Raw genomic sequence first — 14,939 nt, 5'->3', positions numbered from 1 at the left:
GGGGCCGGGGATCAGGCCCCGTCGGCGCCGCTGCCGACGCGGCGGGCCAGGTCGTCGAGCCAGATGCGCGCCGCATCGACCGCGCCGGTGTAGCCCGCCATCGCCGGGGCAAGCGCCGGCACCCGGTCCGCGATCCGCCCTGCATTGACGTAGACCGCCGCGCCGCCGGCCGCGAGCGCGATGGCCAGCAGGAACCCCAGCCGCACGCCGCGCCGGCGCCGGGGCGCGGTGTCGAGCGTGTCGATGTCGCTGGCGTCGGGCTCGGCGCCGGTGCGGTCGCCGGTGTCGCGCAGGGTGGAGTTGATCTGGTCGATGTCCGGGAACAGGTCGCGCGCCGGCCCCGCGGTGGCCCGCCGCGCGCCGCCGGACGCGGCGGGGTCCTCGGGGGCGAAGGCATCGCGGGCGGCCTCCAGCTCGGCCCGGCGGCGGGCGCGGTGGCGGTCCTCGGGCTCCTCGGCCAGCGGCATCTCGGCCTGGGTCTCGACCGGCTCGGCCTCGGCCTGGCGCAGGCGCGCCTCGCGCTCGGCCTCCTCGCGCAGGATGTCGCGCACGGCGGGGTCGATCTCGCGGCGGCGCGGCGCCACCGGCGCGGGGGCCTCGGCGGCCTCGGCATCGGGCCGGGCCTCGGGGTCGGGATCGGGCGTATGATCAGGCTCGGGGGCCGGCTCGGGCTCGGGCTCGGGCTGCTGCGCCACGGGGGGCGCCTCGGGCTCCGGCGGGGGCGGCGGCGGCTCCATCGCGCGGGCGGACCGGTCGACCGTCACCGCGGGCTGGGCGCGATCGGTGCGGCGGCCGGGCTGGAACCAGGTCGTCGAACAGTTCGAGCACTGCACGTCGCGCCCCTCGGGCGGGATCATGCTGTCGGCCACCTCGTAGCGCGCGCTGCAGTTCGGGCAGGTCAGCCGCATCCGGTCTTCCGCTCGTTCCCTTTCGTCGGCACCCCCCAGATCGGGGCGGCCTGCCGCATCCACTCCCTGCATGTTGTATCAGGGGCCTCCTGTCTGTCCAAGGCTTTCGCGCCCGACCGATTGCAACCGCCGCGCATCCGTTGCATGACGGAGGCGGCCGTCGCGCGAAGGAGTGCCGCCCCGTGATCGACATGCAGGACGCCGCCTTTGGATACGGGGCCGAGCCGATCCTGTCGGACATGACCCTGCGCCTCGCGCCCGGGTCCTTCCATTTCCTCACCGGCCCGTCCGGCTCGGGCAAGACCAGCTTCCTCAAGCTCTGCTACGCCGAACTGCTGGCCACCGCCGGCCGCGTCACCCTGTTCGGCGAGGACGCCGCGACGCTCGACCGCGACCGCATCGCCCTGACCCGGCAGCGGATCGGCGTCGTGCACCAGGACTGCGAGTTCCTCGACCACCTGCCGATCCGCGACAACATCGCCCTGCCCCTCACCGTAACGGGCCGCGACGCGGGGCAGGACGCGAACCTGAACGAGCTGATCGCCTGGGTCGGCCTGTCGCCCCGCGCCAGGGCGCGCCCGCCCGAGCTGTCGGGCGGCGAACGCCAGCGCGCGGCCCTGGCCCGCGCAATCATCATGGACCCCGACCTGATCCTCGCCGACGAGCCCACCGGCAACGTCGACTGGGAGATGTCGCTCAGGCTCCTGCAACTGCTGTGCGAGCTGAACAAGATGGGCAAGACCATCCTGATCGCCACCCACGACCTCGCCCTGATCCGCGCCGCCAAGGCGCAGGTGCAGGCCCGCGTCCTGCGCATCGCCGGTGGCCGCCTCAGCACCGCGGGGGCCGACCTGTGAGCGTCGCGGGCGACATCCTGGGGCTCCTGAAGGGCGAGGCGCAGGCCGACCGCGTGGTGCCCCGCAGCGGGCAAGCGGCGCGGCTGACGCTGGCCGTGTCGGGGGCCATGGCCTTTCTCGCCGTCTTCGCGCTGGCCCTGTCGCTGGCCGCCGGACGGCTTGCCGACCGCTGGGCGGGCGCGTTGGCGCAAAGCTCGACCATCCGCCTCTCGGCCCCCGAGGCCGAGATGGAGGCGCAGACCTGGGCCGTGCTGACCGTGCTGGAACAGACCCCCGGCGTGGAAAGCGCGCGCGCCCTGTCCGACGACGAGCAGCGCGCGCTGCTGGAGCCCTGGTTCGGCCCCGACCTGCCGGTGGCCGACCTGCCGGTGCCGCGCCTGATCGAGATCGTCGAGACCCCCGCCGGCTACGACGCCGAGGGGCTGCGCGCGCGGCTGGCCGCCGAGGCGCCCGGCGCGGTGCTCGACGACCACACCCGCTGGCGCCGCCCGCTGGTCGAGGCCGCCGACCGGCTGCGCCTGCTGGGCTGGCTGTCGCTGGCCCTGATCCTCGGGTCCACCGCCGCGATGATCACGCTTGCCGCGCAGGCCGCGCTCGCCTCGAACGAGCAGGTGCTGCGCGTCCTGCGGCTGGTCGGCGCGCGCGACGCCTACATCGCGCGGGCCTTCGTCCGCCGCTTCACCCGCCGCGCCCTGACCGGCGCCGCCGTGGGCGCGGGCCTCGGGACGCTGGCCATCGCGCTGCTGCCGCGGGCGGCGGCCGAGGGCGCCTTTCTCACCGGCCTCGGCTTTGCCGGCGCCGGCTGGCTCTGGCCGCTGGCCATTCCGCCGCTGGCCGCCGTGACCGCCTTCTGGGCCACGCGCATCGCGGCCTTCCGCACGCTTCGGGGGCTCCGCTGATGCAATACGTCCGCTCGCTCGTCTTCATCGGCCAGATGTACGTCGCCATGCTGGTGCTGGCGGTGGCCTATTTCCCCTGGGCGCTGGCGTCGCGCGCGGGCGCCCATGCCGCCTGCCACGCCTATTGCCGCTGGGTGATCTGGACGCTCGGCTGGATGACCGGCCTGCGCTGCGAGGTGCGCGGCACGCCCCCCGCGGACGAGGTGATGATCGCCGCCAAGCACCAGAGCTTTCTCGACATCATGCTGATCTACAACGCGATTCCCCGCGGCAAGTTCATCATGAAGCGCGAGCTGATGTTCGCGCCGCTGCTCGGCCAATACGCGCTGCGCATCGGCTGCGTGCCGGTGAACCGGGGCAAGCGCGGCGCGGCCATCGCCAGGATGCTGGCCGACGTCAAGGCCGGCCGGCAGGAGGGCGGGCAGCTCATCATCTACCCGCAGGGCACCCGCGTCGCGCCCGGCGTCCAGCGGCCCTACAAGGTCGGAACCGCCGCGCTCTACGAGCAGCTGGGCCAGCCCTGCGTGCCGGTGGCGACCAACGTGGGCGTGTTCTGGCCGCGCCACGGCATCCTGCGCAAGCCGGGGCTGGCGGTGGTCGAGTTCCTGCCGCCGATCGCGCCGGGCCTCGACCGCGACAGCTTCATGGCCCGGCTCGAGACGGAGGTGGAAACCGCCTCCGACCGGCTGATGGCCGAGGCGGGGTTCCATGCGGATCGTTGAGGACATCGCGGCGCTGGAGGCGCTCTACGACGCTCCGGTGCCGACCTCGCTGACCAAGGTCGTGGACCGCCTGACGCCGCTCTACCGCCGCTGGATCGGCGCGTCGCGCTTCTGCATCCTCACCAGCGTCGGCCCCGAGGGTACCGACGCCACGCCGCGCGGCGACGACGGCCCGGTGGTGCGCATCGTCGACGACACCACGCTGTGGCTGCCCGACTGGCGCGGCAACAACCGGCTGGATGCCCTGCGCAACATCGTGCGTGACGGGCGCGTGTCGCTGATGTTCCTGGTGCCGGGGTCGCTGAACGTGGTGCGCGTGAACGGCCGCGCCGTGCTGACCGACGATCCGGGCGTGACGGGGCAGTTCACGCAAGGCGGCAGGCATCCCCGGACCGTGGTGGTGGTGACCGTGGCCGAGGCCTATTTCCAGTGCGCCAAGGCGCTGATGCGCTCGGGCCTCTGGACCCGCGGCGACGAGAGCGGCGGCCTGCCCACCGCCGGCCAGTTCATCGCCGAACGCGACGCGGGCTTCGACGCCGAGGGCTACGACCTCGGCTACCCCGACGAAGCGCCCAGGCGGATGTGGTAGCGCGATGCTGTCCTACCAGCACGCCTACCACGCGGGGAACCTGGCCGACGTGCACAAGCACGCGCTCCTGGCGGTCGCCCTCGACCACATGACGCGGAAGGACAAGCCGCTGTCCTACTTCGAGACCCACGCCGGGCGCGGCCTCTACCGGCTCGACGGGCCCGAGGCGGCAAAGACCGGCGAGGCCGCGCAGGGCATCCTCCGCGTCGCGGGCTGGTTCCCGGCCGACCATCCCTACAGCCGCGCCCGCGCCGCCGTCGCCGCCGCCCACGGGCCCGCCGCCTATCCCGGCTCGCCGCTCCTCGCCGCGGCGCTGCTGCGCCCCTTCGACACGATGACGCTGGCCGAGCTGCACCCCGCCGAAGTCGCGGCGCTGCGCGAGGCCCTGCCCAAGCGCTACGTGCAGGTGGTGCAGGAGGACGGCCTCGCGATGGCGCTGTCCCGCACCCCGCCCGAGCCGCGCCGGGGGCTGATGCTGATCGACCCGAGCTACGAGGTGAAGACCGACTACGACCGGATCCCCGACCTGATGCAGAAGCTGCACCGGAAATGGAACGTCGGCGTCCTGATGCTCTGGTACCCGGTGCTCGCCACCGGCCTGCAGGCCGCCATGGCCCGCAGCCTCCGCGCCAGCTTCCCCGACGCCCTCTCGCACGAGGTCCGCTTCCCCCCGGCCCGCCCCGGCCATGGCATGACCGGCTCGGGCCTGTTCGTGATCAACCCACCCTTCGGCCTGTCGGACGAGGCCCAACGCCTCACCCGCCTCTTCGCAAGGCTCTGATCCCCTTCATCTTTCCCCAAATACGCCCTTCGGGAGCAACGCCACCCCAAGGCACCACGGCGCCTGACGCACCGTAGGGCGGGCCTCGGCCCGCCACCGGCTCGCCGCCCTCAGACCGCCCCCAGCGCCGCCACCGAGACATCCGCCTCGTGGTCGCGCCCATAGGCCACGACGCCGAGCGACCGCACCTCCTCGGCCCGGATCGCGCCCGCCATCAGGGACCCCGAGGCGGTGAACCCCGCCAGCGGCAGGTCGACCTCGGCCCAGTCCGCCGCGGTCGGAAACCCCTGCTGGTAATACTGCCAGGGCAGCCGGGTCCGCGTGGTGCGCAGGTGCACGAAATACCGCTCGCCATTGCCCCTGACCCGCAGCCGCAGCGCGGTGGTCCCCTCCGGCAACCCGGCCGGCAGCGCCGTCCGCGCCTGGATGAAACCGCCCCGGTTCGCCGTCGACACCGTCCCGGTCAGCCGCAGCACCCCGCCCTCGATCCGGGCCGCCCCTTGCGAAACGCCGCCCATCACCGTGTCGGCGAGGTAGCTCCACTCCAGATCGGCGGCCGGTGTCATGGCAGGCAGCGCCCCTTGCGCGCGGGCGGCGACGGGGGCGAGGAGCGCAGCGACGAGCACCCCGCGCCGGGTGATCACGCGGCCAGCCCCTTGGCGCCCATGTCGAGATACTTCTGCCGGCGTCCGCGGATCAGCGCCTTGCGGTCCGCGCCCTTCAGCCCCGCCAGCATCGACGAGATCGCCCGGCCCACCTCGGCGATCGCCGCCTGCCGGTCGCGCTGCGCGCCGCCCAGCGGCTCGCGGATCACCACGTCGCAGACGCCCAGCTTGTGCAGGTCCTGCGCGGTCAGGCGCAGCGCCTCGGCGGCCTCGCGCATCTTCTCGGCGTCCTTCCACAGGATCGAGGCGCAGCCCTCGGGGCTGATGACCGAGTAGATCGAATGCTCCAGCATCGCCAGCCGGTCGGCGGTGGCGAAGGCCACGGCCCCGCCCGAGCCGCCCTCGCCGATGATGATCGAGATCAGCGGCACGCCGATCTGCAGGCATTTCTCGGTCGAGCGCGCGATCGCCTCGGACTGGCCGCGTTCCTCGGCACCCTTGCCGGGGTAGGCGCCGGGCGTGTCGACCAGCGTGATCACCGGCAGCCCGAAGCGGTCGGCCAGGTCCATCAGGCGCACCGCCTTGCGGTAGCCCTCGGGCCGCGCCATGCCGAAGTTGCGCTCGATCCGGGTGCGGGTGTCGTGGCCCTTCTCGTGGCCGATCACCATGACCGGCGTGTCCTCGAACCGCGCCAGCCCGCCCATCACCGCGTGGTCGTCGGCGAAGTTCCGGTCGCCGGCCAGCGGCGTGTAGTCGGTGAACAGCGCGCGGATGTAGTCGCGGCAATGCGGCCGGTCGGGGTGGCGCGCGACCTGGCATTTGCGCCAGGGCGTCAGCGTCTTGTAGAGGTCGCGGAGCATGTCCGCGGCCTTCTTGTCGAGCGCGGCGGCCTCGGCCTCCACGTCCATCTCGGCGTTCCGCCGCGCCAGCGCGCGCAACTCCTCCGCCTTGCCTTCGATCTCGGCCAGCGGCTTCTCGAAGTCGAGATAGGTGGTCGTCATCGGCCCTGCATCCTGTCACTCCGGCACCCGCCCGGTATATGGCCGGGACGGGCGCCGGATGCAACTCGCCACGAGTGTTCAGCGCGGCGGCGCGCGCGCCGCCGCCTCCAGAAGCGACAGGTGCCGTTCGCGTTCCAGCAGGGTCGCGAGCGCCGGCACGCAGACAAGGTGCAACAGGAACAGGATCGGCACGGCGTGGGTCAGATACCAGGCCGCCAGCGGCGCCGGCAGCGCCAGGCCGGGCACCAGGCTGGTGGACATGGCGAGCGCGAGGATCACCAGGTGCCCCGTCCCCCGCGGCACGGTCGCCCGGGTCGCCCGGTCCCAGGCAAAGCCCGCCAGCCCCGCGAAGACAAGGCCCGCGAGGTCCGGGGCCAGCCCGATGCCGCCCAGGGGCACCCGCGCGGCCAGCGCCACCGCGAGGCAGGCCGCCAGCCCCCGCCGCCCGAGGAAGGCGCCCGCCAGCGCGACCGGCACCGCGCCGAGGTCGATCAGCACACCGCCCACGGGCCGGTAGGGCGCGTGCATCTGCAGGACCGCCACGAGGCCGAAGGCAAGGCCCATCAGGATCGGCGCCACGGCCGCCCCGGCCAGCCGGTGCCGCACCGGCCCGTATACCCAGGCCAGGATCGCGATCACGGCCAGGGGGCTGAGGAAATCCAGCACAAGCTCAGGGTCGACCCACATCATGCACTCCGCGGCTTCGGGTCCGCAGAGTGCCAGCAGAGACTTAAGGCAACGCTAACGCGGTCCTCCGGCGTCGCGCGCCGGCAGACGGGAGAGGTGGCCGGACGCGCGGCGGAGACAGGCCGCGGGGGCGGCCTGCGTGGCCGCCCCCGACGTGTTCCTGAGAAAACTCTTGCGCGTCGGACCCTTGCCGGATCACCCCGCAGCGATCATCTCGGCCTGTTTCACGATCACCTCGGCCTGCTTGATCGACGCGATGTCGACCAGCCGCCCCTTGTAGACGGTCGCGCCCTGCCCTTCGGCCTTGGCCTTTTCCATGGCGGCCAGGATCTCGCGCGCCTCGGTCACCGCGGCGTCCGACGGGGTGAAGACGGAATTGGCCAGCGCCACCTGCTTGGGGTGGATCGCCCATTTGCCGACCATGCCCAGCGTGGCCGAGCGCCGCGCCTGCGCCAGAAACCCCTCGTCGTCCGAGAAATCGCCAAACGGCCCGTCGACCGGCAGCACACCATGAGTGCGGCAGGCGGCGACGATGGCGGCCTGCGCCCAGTGCCAGGGGTCGGACCAGTATTTCGCGCCCTCGCGGTGCATGTAGTAGTTTTCCTGCGTGCCCCCGATGCCGGTGGTCTGCATCCCCATCGAGGCCGCGAAATCGGCGGCGCCGAGGCTCATGGCCTGCAGCCGGGGCGAGGCGGCGGCGATCTCCTCGACGTGGGAAATGCCCGCGGCGCTTTCGATGATGACCTCGAAGCCGATGCGGCGGCCGCGGCCCATGGCGGCCTCGATGGAACTGACCAGCGCGTCGACCGCGTAGATGTCGGCGGCGCAACCCACCTTGGGGATCATGATGAGGTCGAGCCGGTCGCCCGCCTGTTCCATCAGGTCCACCACGTCGCGGTACCAGAATGGGCTGTCGAGGCCGTTGATCCGCACGGACAGGGTCTTTCGGCCCCAGTCGACGCCCGAGACGGCGGCGATGACGTTCCTGCGCGCCTCGGGCTTGTCGTTGGGCGCGACCGAATCCTCGAGGTCGAGGTTGATCACGTCCGCGTCGCTGGCCGCCATCTTCTCGAAGATCGCGGGGCGCGAGCCGGGGCCGAAAAGCTGGCAGCGGTTCGGGCGGGCGACGGGCGGGGGCTGGGTGCGGAAGCTCATGATGCGGTCCCTTGCGCAAGGATGTTTCGTGTTGCCTGTGCCGGGGGATAGGATATTGCGCCGCAGCATGCAAGTGCTGCGCTGCGGCGGCGGGCCGAGGCCCGCCCGTCGGCCGCACGGCACGAGGCGCAGGGTGCGCCTTCACGGCGCACCGCGGGGCCGGTCACTGCAGGTCGGAAAACGCCCGCTGCATCCGGGCCACCGCGTCCTCGACCACCGACCGGGGCGCGGCGATGTTGAAGCGCAGGAAGCTGTCGCCGCCCTTGCCGAAGGTCGGGCCGTAGTTGACGGCGATCTTGGCGCCCTGCTCCACCCGGGCCGTGAATTCCTCGCGCGCCATGCCGGTGCCCGAGAAGTCGACCCAGGCGAGGTAGGTGGACTGCAAGCGCATCGAGCGCAGCCCCGGGATCGCGTCGATGCCCGCATCGAATACCCGGGCGTTTTCCGCGAGGTAGGCGCAGAGCGCATCGACCCAGGCCGCGCCCGCGGGCGAATAGGCCGCCGTCACCATGTGCAGCCCGAAGGAGTTGGGCGACATCCCCAGCGCCAGCATCCGCGCCCCGAACCGCACCCGCAGCGCGGGGTCGGCGATGATGACGTTGCCCACATGGGCGCCCGCGATGTTGAAGGTCTTGGTCGCCGCCGTCATCATCACGAGCCGGTCGGCGACGCCCTCGATCAGCGCCATCGGCGTGTGCGTCTGGCCGGGCAGCACGAGGTCGTGGTGGATCTCGTCCGACACGAGGATCAGGTCGTGCCGCTTGGCGAAGGCCGCCACGCCCTCCAGCTCGGCCTTCGTCCAGACCCGCCCGCCGGGGTTGTGCGGCGAGCACAGCACCAGCATCTTTTCGTGGCCCTTCATCTGCGCGTCCCAGGCGTCGAAGTCGAGCACGTAGCGGCCATCGACGATCGGCATCTCGCATTCCACCAGGTCGCGGTTGGACGCCCGGATCACCTTGGCAAAGGCGTGGTAGACCGGCGTGAACAGGACCACCCCGTCGCCTTCCTGCGTGAAGGCGTCGAGGCACATGGACGTGCCGTTGACGAGGCCGTGGGTGGTGAAGATCCAGTCGGGTTCCACCGCCCAGCCGTGGCGCGTCTGCATCCACCAGCGGATCGCGTCCTTGTAGGCGCGGTCGTCGCCGAAATAGCCGTAGATCCCGTGGTCGAGCATCGCCTGCAGCGCGTCCTGCACACAGGCCGGCGGGCGGAACTCCATGTCGGCCACCCACATCGACAGCCCCTCGTCGGGCGACACGCCGTAGAGCGTCTCCATCATGTCCCATTTCACGCAATGCGTGCCGCGGCGGTCGATGATCTGGTCGAAGACGGACATGGGCGCTCCCCTGCTGTGTTGCCGCGGCCAAGCTAGCCGGTGGGGCGGCGGGCGCAACCCTTGCGCGCCCGGGCGTTGCGGGGCGCGCGCGCTTCGCCTAAATGCTGGGCCATGAAGCGTCCGATCCTGATCCACCCCGACCCGCGGCTGAAGAAGGTCGCGCCGCAGATCCCCGACCTGTCGGACGATCTGCGCGTGCTGGCCGACGACATGCTGGAAACCATGTACGCCGCGCCGGGCATTGGCCTCGCCGCGCCGCAGATCGGCGTGGACGCCCGGCTGATCGTGCTCGACTGCGTGAAGGAGGAGGGCGCGGCGCCCCGCCCGCTGGCCATGTTCAACCCCGAGATCGTGGCCAAGTCGGACGAGATCAGCACCTACGAGGAAGGCTGCCTGTCGATCCCCGAGATCTACGCCGACGTGGAGCGCCCGGCCGAGGTGACGGTGCGCTGGATCGACCGCAACGGCGCCGAGAAGCAGGAGGATTTCGCCGGCCTCTGGGCGACCTGCGTGCAGCACGAGATCGACCACCTGAACGGCGTGCTGTTCATCGACTACCTCAAGCCGCTCCGGCGCCAGCTGATCACCCGCAAGATGGTGAAGCTGAAGAAGGACCGCGCGCGGGAAAAGGCGTGACCGGGCGCCGGCGCGACTTCGTGATGTGGCCCGACCGGCGGCTGAGGACACCCGCCGCCGACGTGGGCGCGATCACCGACGAGATCCGCGCGATCTGGGACGACATGATCGAGACCATGGACGCGATGCCGGGCGTCGGCCTTGCCGCGCCGCAGATCGGCGTGATGCTGCGGCTGGCGGTGGTGGATGCCTCGGACGAGCGGGGCCGCGCGATCCGCATGGCGAACCCGGAGGTCATCGCGGCCTCGGACGAGACGAACGACCACGAGGAAGCCAGCCCCAACCTTCCGGGAGTCTGGGCCAGGGTCACGCGGCCCGCACGGGTGACGGTGGCCTTCACCGATCACCACGGCATCCGCGTGCGGCAGGAGTTCACCGGGCTCTGGGCGACGAGCGTCCAGCACCAGATCGACCACCTTGCCGGGCGGATGTATGTCGACCGGCTGTCGAAGATGAAGCGCGACATGCTCCTGAAGCGCGCGGGCAAGGTGCGGGCCTGATGCGCGTCGTGTTCATGGGAACGCCCGACTTCTCGGTGCCGGTGCTCGACGCGCTGGCGGCGGCGGGACACGAGATCGTCTGCGTCTATACGCGCGCCCCCCGCCCCGCCGGCCGCGGGCAAGCGGAACGGCCGAGCCCGGTCCACCAGCGCGCCGCCGCGATGAGGGTGCCCGTCCGGCACCCGAAGAGCCTGCGCGCCCTTGAGGAACAGGCCGACTTCGCCGCCCTGAACGCTGATGTCGCCGTCGTCGTCGCCTATGGCCTGATCCTGCCGCAGGCTATCCTCGACGCCCCGGCAAAGGGCTGCCTCAACATCCACGCAAGCCTCCTGCCCCGCTGGCGCGGCGCGGCCCCGATCCAGCGCGCGATCATGGCCGGCGACACCGAGACCGGCGTCTGCATCATGCAGATGGAGGCCGGCCTCGACACCGGCCCCGTGCTGCTGCGCCGCGAAACGCCGATCGGCCCCGAGGACACCGCGGGCGAGCTGCACGACCGGCTGTCGGCCCTCGGCGCCACGGCCATCGTTGACGCGCTGGCCCGCCTCGACAGCCTGACGGCCGAGCCCCAGCCCGACGCCGGCGTGACCTACGCCGAAAAGATCGACAAGGCCGAGGCGCGGGTGGACTGGACGCGGCCCGCACCCCATATCGACAGGCAGATCCGGGGGCTGTCGCCGCTCCCCGGGGCCTGGACCACGGCGGGCGGCAAGCGGGTCAAGCTGATCCGCAGCCGGCTGGCCGAGGGCGCGGGCGCGCCGGGAACGGTGCTGGCGGGCCTCACGGTCGCCTGCGGGCAGGGCGCGGTGGAGATCACCGAGGTCCAGCCCGAGGGCAAGCCGCGGATGCCGGCCGAGGCGTATCTCAGGGGCGCGCGCCTTGCGCCCGGAACGGTGTTGGGAGTGACGGAATGATCCTGTTCTCGTTCTTCGGGTCGCTGATGCTGGCCGGGATCGTCGCCTACCTGTTCGAGAAATGGGGCTGGACCCACAACGGCATCGTGCCGTCGGTCCTGATCGCCTTCGGGGCGGTGCTGATCCTCTATTTCCTGCGGGCGCTGTTCGGCATCAGCATCGGCTCGCCGGGCGTCACCGCCATCGTCGGCTCTGCCGCGGCGCTGATCCTGATCCCCACCGAATACGCCAACCGCCGCCGGACCGAGCGCCGCCGCCGGCGCTGAGCCGCCGTCAGGCCAGCGGCGTCCGCCGCGACACCGGCCCCACATGGGGGCGCTGCGCGTCCTCGGCGTCGGGCAGCGCCTCGATCACCACATAGGCATGGGCCCAGGGGTGGTCGTCGGTCAGGCTGACGTGGATGATCGCGGTGTAGCCCTCGGGCGTCATCTGCTCCAGCCGCTCCTTGGCCCAGCCCGTGACCTGCATCACCGGCTGCCCGGACGGCAGGTTCGACACCGCCATGTCCTTCCACGCGATGCCCATGCGCAGCCCGGTGCCGAGTGCCTTGGAACAGGCCTCCTTGGCGGCCCAGCGCTTGGCGTAGACGGCGGCGGGGTCCTTCATCCGCTCGGCGCGGTTGCGCTCGGTCACGGTAAAGACCCGGTCGCGGAACCGGTCGCCGAACCGGTCGAGCGCGCGCTGGATGCGCTCGATGTTCGCAAGGTCGGTGCCGATGCCCAGGATCATCGCGCTGTCACCTCGCCGGTCGCCTGGTTCACGGTGACCGTCATGTCGCGGAACACCGAGGCCATGCCATTGTAGGCGCCCACCGGCACCGTCAGGATCAGGCCCGCCGCGGGGTCGTAGCGCGCCGTCAGCGCCTCCATCCGCAGGCCCGAAAAGCCCATGCCGCCGGTGTCCGAGACCAGGGTGCAGCCCGGGAACGGCTCGCCCGGCAGTGGGTGCATCACCATCAGGTGCGCCGAGCAGCAGGCGGGTTCGCCGGTGTCGAGGCCGATCACCCGGATCGCCCCCTCGGCAAAGCGCCGCACGGCCACCTCGGGCGGGTCCATCAGGTTCTGCGCGTTGGCCTCCCAGCGGTTGCAGTCGCGCAGCTCCTGCGCCGCGAGGGGCGCGGCCACGGCGGCGGCAAGGCCCGCGATCAGCAGGGTGGAGGCTAGGCGCATCACGTCTTTCCGGGTCTGGCGGAACGTCGGTCGGCGCGACCCTCTCCGATTCCGGGGCGGATCGCAAGGCGGCGAGGCGCCGCCGCACGAGGGCGGCTCAGCCCAGCCGCGCCGTCAGGATCTTGACCGCCGCCGCGCCGAACAGGACGGCGAAGGCCGCATCCAGCCAGCGCCCGGCCCGGCGATACCCCGCCACCACGCGGTCCGTGGAGAACAGGACGCCGTAGCCCAGGAACACCGCCCCCGACACGGCCCCGAGCGACAGGTACAGCGTCAGGAGATCGGCCATCGGCGCGCCCGGCGGGACCAGCACGGCAAAGACCGCGCCCCAGGAAAAGATCGCCTTGGGGTTCGTCAGATGGACGAGGAACCCGCGCCAGACCGGTGGCAGGCCGCGCCGGCGCGGGGCGGGCATCGCGCCGGCCGACGCGCGCAGCGCCGCGCGCAGGGATTTCAGCGCGAGCCAGCCGAGATAGGCCGCGCCCGCGTAGCGCAGCGCCTCGACGATCCAGCCCTGCGACAGCATCAGCGCGCTCATGCCGCCCATCGCCGCCAGCCCCCAGGCGGCCGACCCGCCCAGCACGCCGAGGCCCGTCAGGACGCCCTGCCGCCGCCCCTCGCCCATCGCGGCCGACGCGATGGTCAGCGTCGCGGGGCCGGGACTCGCCGCCGCGACCGCCCAGGCGGTCAGGACCAGCGCCAGCTCGGCCCCGGTCATCCCCGGGCGGCGTCCATCGCCCGGCGCATCGTGGCGATGGCCTCGGACAGCCCGACGAACACCGCCTCGCCGATCAGGAAATGGCCGATGTTCAGCTCGCGCACCTCGGGCAGGGCGGCGATGGGGCCGACCGTGTCGTAGGTGAGGCCGTGGCCCATGTGCACCTCGAGGCCCAGGTCGGCGGCGCGCTTGGCCCCGTCGATCAGGCGGGCAAGCTCCGCGTCGCGGGCGGCAAAGTCGCCCTCGGCGTGGAAGTCGCAATAGGCCCCGGTGTGCAGCTCGATGACCGGCGCGCCGATGCGGTGCGAGGCGGCGATCTGGGCGGGGTCGGCCGCGATGAACATGGACACGCGGATGCCGGCCTCGCGCAGCGGCGCCACGTAGGCGGCCAGCCGCGCCTCGTCGCCGGCGACCTCGAGCCCGCCCTCGGTCGTGCGCTCCTCGCGGCGCTCGGGGACGATGCAGGCGGCGTGGGGGCGATGCGCCAGCGCGATGGCCTGCATCTCGGCGGTCGCGGCCATCTCGAAGTTCAGGGGAATGGAAATGGCGCCCAGGATCGCGCCGATGTCGGCGTCGCGGATGTGGCGCCGGTCTTCGCGCAGGTGGGCGGTGATGCCGTCGGCGCCGGCCTGCTCGGCCATCACGGCCGCGCGCACCGGGTCGGGCAACGCGCCGCCGCGCGCGTTGCGCAGCGTGGCGACGTGGTCGATGTTGACGCCGAGTCTCAGACGCTCTGCCATGGCGGGGCCCTCCGTGCCGTTCAGGGGCGGGAGCCTAGCGTTTCACCGCCGCCGCGCCAGCCTGATCGCGCAGCTTTTCCATCTTCTTTTTCAATCTGGCGGTTCGCCGTTTCTGATAGGCCCGGATCACCGGCACGCTCAGGTAGTAGCAGACCGCACCGCAGATCAGCCCGGGGATGATCGACCCCACCATCCACGGGAAGAACACGTCGTGGTGGAACCGGTAAAGCTCGTCCCAATGCGCCGTCTCGGGGGTGAACATGGCGACGAAGTTGTGCCACAGGTCGCCGGCCGCCGCGCCGAACTTGGAAAACACCGACTCGTCCAGCGACCCGCGCATCTGGGTGCCCAGCATCCAGTGCCCCACCTGCAGCGAGATCAGCGCGATCGGCACATAGGTCAGCGGGTTGCCGAGGAAGGTGGCCAGAAGCGCCGCGAGGATCGAGCCGCGCATCACCCACGCCAAGAGCCCCGCGACCACGAAATGCAGCCCGAAGAACGGGGTGAACACGGTGAAGGCGCCGGCGAAGATGCCGCGCGCGATCTGCTCGGGGGTGCCCGGCAGGCGGCGCATCCGGTGCTTGACGTAATGCGCCGCACGGACCCAGCCGCCACGCGGCCAGAACGCCTCGGCCACGACGCGCGGGATCGATCGGGAATCGCGGCGCTTGAAGACCACGACGAGCCTGCCTTTCCCTTCCGACCCGCCGGACCCAATCGGG

Annotated in this window: 20 protein-coding genes; 9 read left to right on the top strand and 11 right to left on the bottom strand. The window is 72.2% G+C overall.

Annotated features, from left to right (window positions below):
- Nucleotides 1-11: 11 nt before the first annotated feature.
- Entirely contained in the window at nt 12-908 is an 897-nt protein-coding gene (locus HCU73_RS00400) for a zinc-ribbon domain-containing protein (protein WP_168621434.1), read from the bottom strand.
- A 182-nt stretch (nt 909-1,090) separates the two neighbouring features.
- Between HCU73_RS00400 and HCU73_RS00395 the strand changes: the two genes are divergently transcribed.
- From HCU73_RS00395 to HCU73_RS00375, 5 genes are read left to right on the top strand one after another with little or no spacing between them, the layout of a single operon-like run.
- The gene (locus HCU73_RS00395) at nt 1,091-1,765 is read left to right on the top strand and encodes an ATP-binding cassette domain-containing protein (RefSeq protein ID WP_168621433.1); all 675 of its coding nucleotides are present in this window, start codon (nt 1,091-1,093) and stop codon (nt 1,763-1,765) included.
- The gene (locus HCU73_RS00390; protein WP_168621432.1) at nt 1,762-2,664 is read left to right on the top strand and encodes a cell division FtsX domain-containing protein; all 903 of its coding nucleotides are present in this window, start codon (nt 1,762-1,764) and stop codon (nt 2,662-2,664) included. Before HCU73_RS00395 ends, HCU73_RS00390 begins: the two co-directional genes overlap by 4 nt.
- Nucleotides 2,664-3,386, top strand: coding sequence for a lysophospholipid acyltransferase family protein (locus tag HCU73_RS00385; protein WP_168621431.1), 723 nt, complete (start codon nt 2,664-2,666; stop codon nt 3,384-3,386). The genes HCU73_RS00390 and HCU73_RS00385 overlap by 1 nt, the downstream gene beginning before the upstream one ends.
- Entirely contained in the window at nt 3,373-3,975 is a 603-nt protein-coding gene (locus HCU73_RS00380; protein WP_168621430.1) for an MSMEG_1061 family FMN-dependent PPOX-type flavoprotein, read from the top strand. Before HCU73_RS00385 ends, HCU73_RS00380 begins: the two co-directional genes overlap by 14 nt.
- Before the next feature lie 4 nt (nt 3,976-3,979).
- The gene (locus tag HCU73_RS00375; RefSeq protein WP_168621429.1) at nt 3,980-4,756 is read left to right on the top strand and encodes a 23S rRNA (adenine(2030)-N(6))-methyltransferase RlmJ; all 777 of its coding nucleotides are present in this window, start codon (nt 3,980-3,982) and stop codon (nt 4,754-4,756) included.
- Between the two features lie 110 nt (nt 4,757-4,866).
- On the opposite strand, the gene HCU73_RS00370 is transcribed toward HCU73_RS00375, so the two are convergent.
- The 5 genes from HCU73_RS00370 to HCU73_RS00350 form a co-directional block, all read right to left on the bottom strand.
- Nucleotides 4,867-5,400, bottom strand: coding sequence for a CIA30 family protein (locus tag HCU73_RS00370; protein WP_338051949.1), 534 nt, complete (start codon nt 5,398-5,400; stop codon nt 4,867-4,869).
- Entirely contained in the window at nt 5,397-6,362 is a 966-nt protein-coding gene (locus HCU73_RS00365; RefSeq protein WP_168621428.1) for an acetyl-CoA carboxylase carboxyltransferase subunit alpha, read from the bottom strand. The genes HCU73_RS00370 and HCU73_RS00365 overlap by 4 nt, the downstream gene beginning before the upstream one ends.
- A 78-nt stretch (nt 6,363-6,440) precedes the next feature.
- A complete protein-coding gene (locus HCU73_RS00360; RefSeq protein ID WP_168621427.1) occupies nt 6,441-7,049 on the bottom strand; it encodes a LytS/YhcK type 5TM receptor domain-containing protein in 609 nt (202 codons plus the stop codon).
- Between the two features lie 195 nt (nt 7,050-7,244).
- On the bottom strand, nt 7,245-8,204 hold the full coding sequence (locus HCU73_RS00355; RefSeq protein ID WP_168621426.1) for an L-malyl-CoA/beta-methylmalyl-CoA lyase: 960 nt from the start codon (nt 8,202-8,204) through the stop codon (nt 7,245-7,247).
- Nucleotides 8,205-8,367: 163 nt separating this feature from the next.
- A complete protein-coding gene (locus HCU73_RS00350; protein WP_168621425.1) occupies nt 8,368-9,540 on the bottom strand; it encodes a MalY/PatB family protein in 1,173 nt (390 codons plus the stop codon).
- A 111-nt stretch (nt 9,541-9,651) separates the two neighbouring features.
- Between HCU73_RS00350 and def (HCU73_RS00345) the strand changes: the two genes are divergently transcribed.
- The 4 genes from def (HCU73_RS00345) to HCU73_RS00330 are packed head-to-tail and all read left to right on the top strand — an operon-like array spanning nt 9,652 to nt 11,856.
- Nucleotides 9,652-10,176, top strand: a complete 525-nt coding sequence (def, locus tag HCU73_RS00345; RefSeq protein ID WP_168621424.1) for a peptide deformylase — start codon at nt 9,652-9,654, stop codon at nt 10,174-10,176.
- Nucleotides 10,177-10,199: 23 nt separating this feature from the next.
- The gene (gene def, locus HCU73_RS00340; protein WP_168622318.1) at nt 10,200-10,676 is read left to right on the top strand and encodes a peptide deformylase; all 477 of its coding nucleotides are present in this window, start codon (nt 10,200-10,202) and stop codon (nt 10,674-10,676) included.
- A complete protein-coding gene (fmt, locus tag HCU73_RS00335) occupies nt 10,676-11,590 on the top strand; it encodes a methionyl-tRNA formyltransferase (protein WP_168621423.1) in 915 nt (304 codons plus the stop codon). Before def (HCU73_RS00340) ends, fmt begins: the two co-directional genes overlap by 1 nt.
- Nucleotides 11,587-11,856: a hypothetical protein gene (locus tag HCU73_RS00330; protein WP_168621422.1), complete on the top strand. Its 270-nt coding sequence runs from the start codon at nt 11,587-11,589 to the stop codon at nt 11,854-11,856. The genes fmt and HCU73_RS00330 overlap by 4 nt, the downstream gene beginning before the upstream one ends.
- A gap of 7 nt (nt 11,857-11,863) precedes the next feature.
- Here HCU73_RS00330 and acpS read toward each other — a convergent pair whose 3' ends face one another.
- From acpS to HCU73_RS00305, 5 genes are all read right to left on the bottom strand, one after another.
- Nucleotides 11,864-12,319 carry a holo-ACP synthase gene (gene acpS, locus HCU73_RS00325; RefSeq protein WP_168621421.1) on the bottom strand — a complete coding sequence of 152 codons (456 nt, stop codon included), beginning with the start codon at nt 12,317-12,319 and terminating at the stop codon, nt 11,864-11,866.
- The gene (locus HCU73_RS00320; RefSeq protein ID WP_168621420.1) at nt 12,316-12,759 is read right to left on the bottom strand and encodes a hypothetical protein; all 444 of its coding nucleotides are present in this window, start codon (nt 12,757-12,759) and stop codon (nt 12,316-12,318) included. The genes acpS and HCU73_RS00320 overlap by 4 nt, the downstream gene beginning before the upstream one ends.
- 97 nt (nt 12,760-12,856) lie before the next feature.
- A complete protein-coding gene (locus tag HCU73_RS00315) occupies nt 12,857-13,477 on the bottom strand; it encodes a LysE family translocator (RefSeq protein WP_168621419.1) in 621 nt (206 codons plus the stop codon).
- Nucleotides 13,474-14,217, bottom strand: coding sequence for a pyridoxine 5'-phosphate synthase (locus HCU73_RS00310; protein ID WP_168621418.1), 744 nt, complete (start codon nt 14,215-14,217; stop codon nt 13,474-13,476). The genes HCU73_RS00315 and HCU73_RS00310 overlap by 4 nt, the downstream gene beginning before the upstream one ends.
- Before the next feature lie 34 nt (nt 14,218-14,251).
- Nucleotides 14,252-14,896, bottom strand: a complete 645-nt coding sequence (locus HCU73_RS00305) for a DUF2062 domain-containing protein (protein ID WP_168621417.1) — start codon at nt 14,894-14,896, stop codon at nt 14,252-14,254.
- Between the last annotated feature and the right edge of the window lie 43 nt (nt 14,897-14,939).

This window comes from Roseicyclus persicicus (assembly GCF_012395815.1).
In the GTDB taxonomy this organism is placed as follows: domain Bacteria; phylum Pseudomonadota; class Alphaproteobacteria; order Rhodobacterales; family Rhodobacteraceae; genus Roseicyclus; species Roseicyclus persicicus.
This window is presented reverse-complemented; position numbering and strand designations above follow the sequence as displayed.

Bases quoted from the DNA above. Each gene is read 5' to 3' on its own strand.
- HCU73_RS00400 (WP_168621434.1), bottom strand. From the start codon at position 908: ATGCGGCTGACCTGCCCGAACTGCAGCGCGCGCTACGAGGTGGCCGAC.
- HCU73_RS00385 (WP_168621431.1), top strand. From the start codon at position 2,664: ATGCAATACGTCCGCTCGCTCGTCTTCATCGGCCAGATGTACGTCGCC.
- HCU73_RS00380 (WP_168621430.1), top strand. From the start codon at position 3,373: ATGCGGATCGTTGAGGACATCGCGGCGCTGGAGGCGCTCTACGACGCT.
- HCU73_RS00375 (WP_168621429.1), top strand. From the start codon at position 3,980: ATGCTGTCCTACCAGCACGCCTACCACGCGGGGAACCTGGCCGACGTG.
- HCU73_RS00365 (WP_168621428.1), bottom strand. From the start codon at position 6,362: ATGACGACCACCTATCTCGACTTCGAGAAGCCGCTGGCCGAGATCGAA.
- HCU73_RS00360 (WP_168621427.1), bottom strand. From the start codon at position 7,049: ATGTGGGTCGACCCTGAGCTTGTGCTGGATTTCCTCAGCCCCCTGGCC.
- HCU73_RS00355 (WP_168621426.1), bottom strand. From the start codon at position 8,204: ATGAGCTTCCGCACCCAGCCCCCGCCCGTCGCCCGCCCGAACCGCTGC.
- HCU73_RS00350 (WP_168621425.1), bottom strand. From the start codon at position 9,540: ATGTCCGTCTTCGACCAGATCATCGACCGCCGCGGCACGCATTGCGTG.
- def (WP_168621424.1), top strand. From the start codon at position 9,652: ATGAAGCGTCCGATCCTGATCCACCCCGACCCGCGGCTGAAGAAGGTC.
- def (WP_168622318.1), top strand. From the start codon at position 10,200: ATGTGGCCCGACCGGCGGCTGAGGACACCCGCCGCCGACGTGGGCGCG.
- fmt (WP_168621423.1), top strand. From the start codon at position 10,676: ATGCGCGTCGTGTTCATGGGAACGCCCGACTTCTCGGTGCCGGTGCTC.
- HCU73_RS00330 (WP_168621422.1), top strand. From the start codon at position 11,587: ATGATCCTGTTCTCGTTCTTCGGGTCGCTGATGCTGGCCGGGATCGTC.
- acpS (WP_168621421.1), bottom strand. From the start codon at position 12,319: ATGATCCTGGGCATCGGCACCGACCTTGCGAACATCGAGCGCATCCAG.
- HCU73_RS00320 (WP_168621420.1), bottom strand. From the start codon at position 12,759: ATGCGCCTAGCCTCCACCCTGCTGATCGCGGGCCTTGCCGCCGCCGTG.
- HCU73_RS00315 (WP_168621419.1), bottom strand. From the start codon at position 13,477: ATGACCGGGGCCGAGCTGGCGCTGGTCCTGACCGCCTGGGCGGTCGCG.
- HCU73_RS00310 (WP_168621418.1), bottom strand. From the start codon at position 14,217: ATGGCAGAGCGTCTGAGACTCGGCGTCAACATCGACCACGTCGCCACG.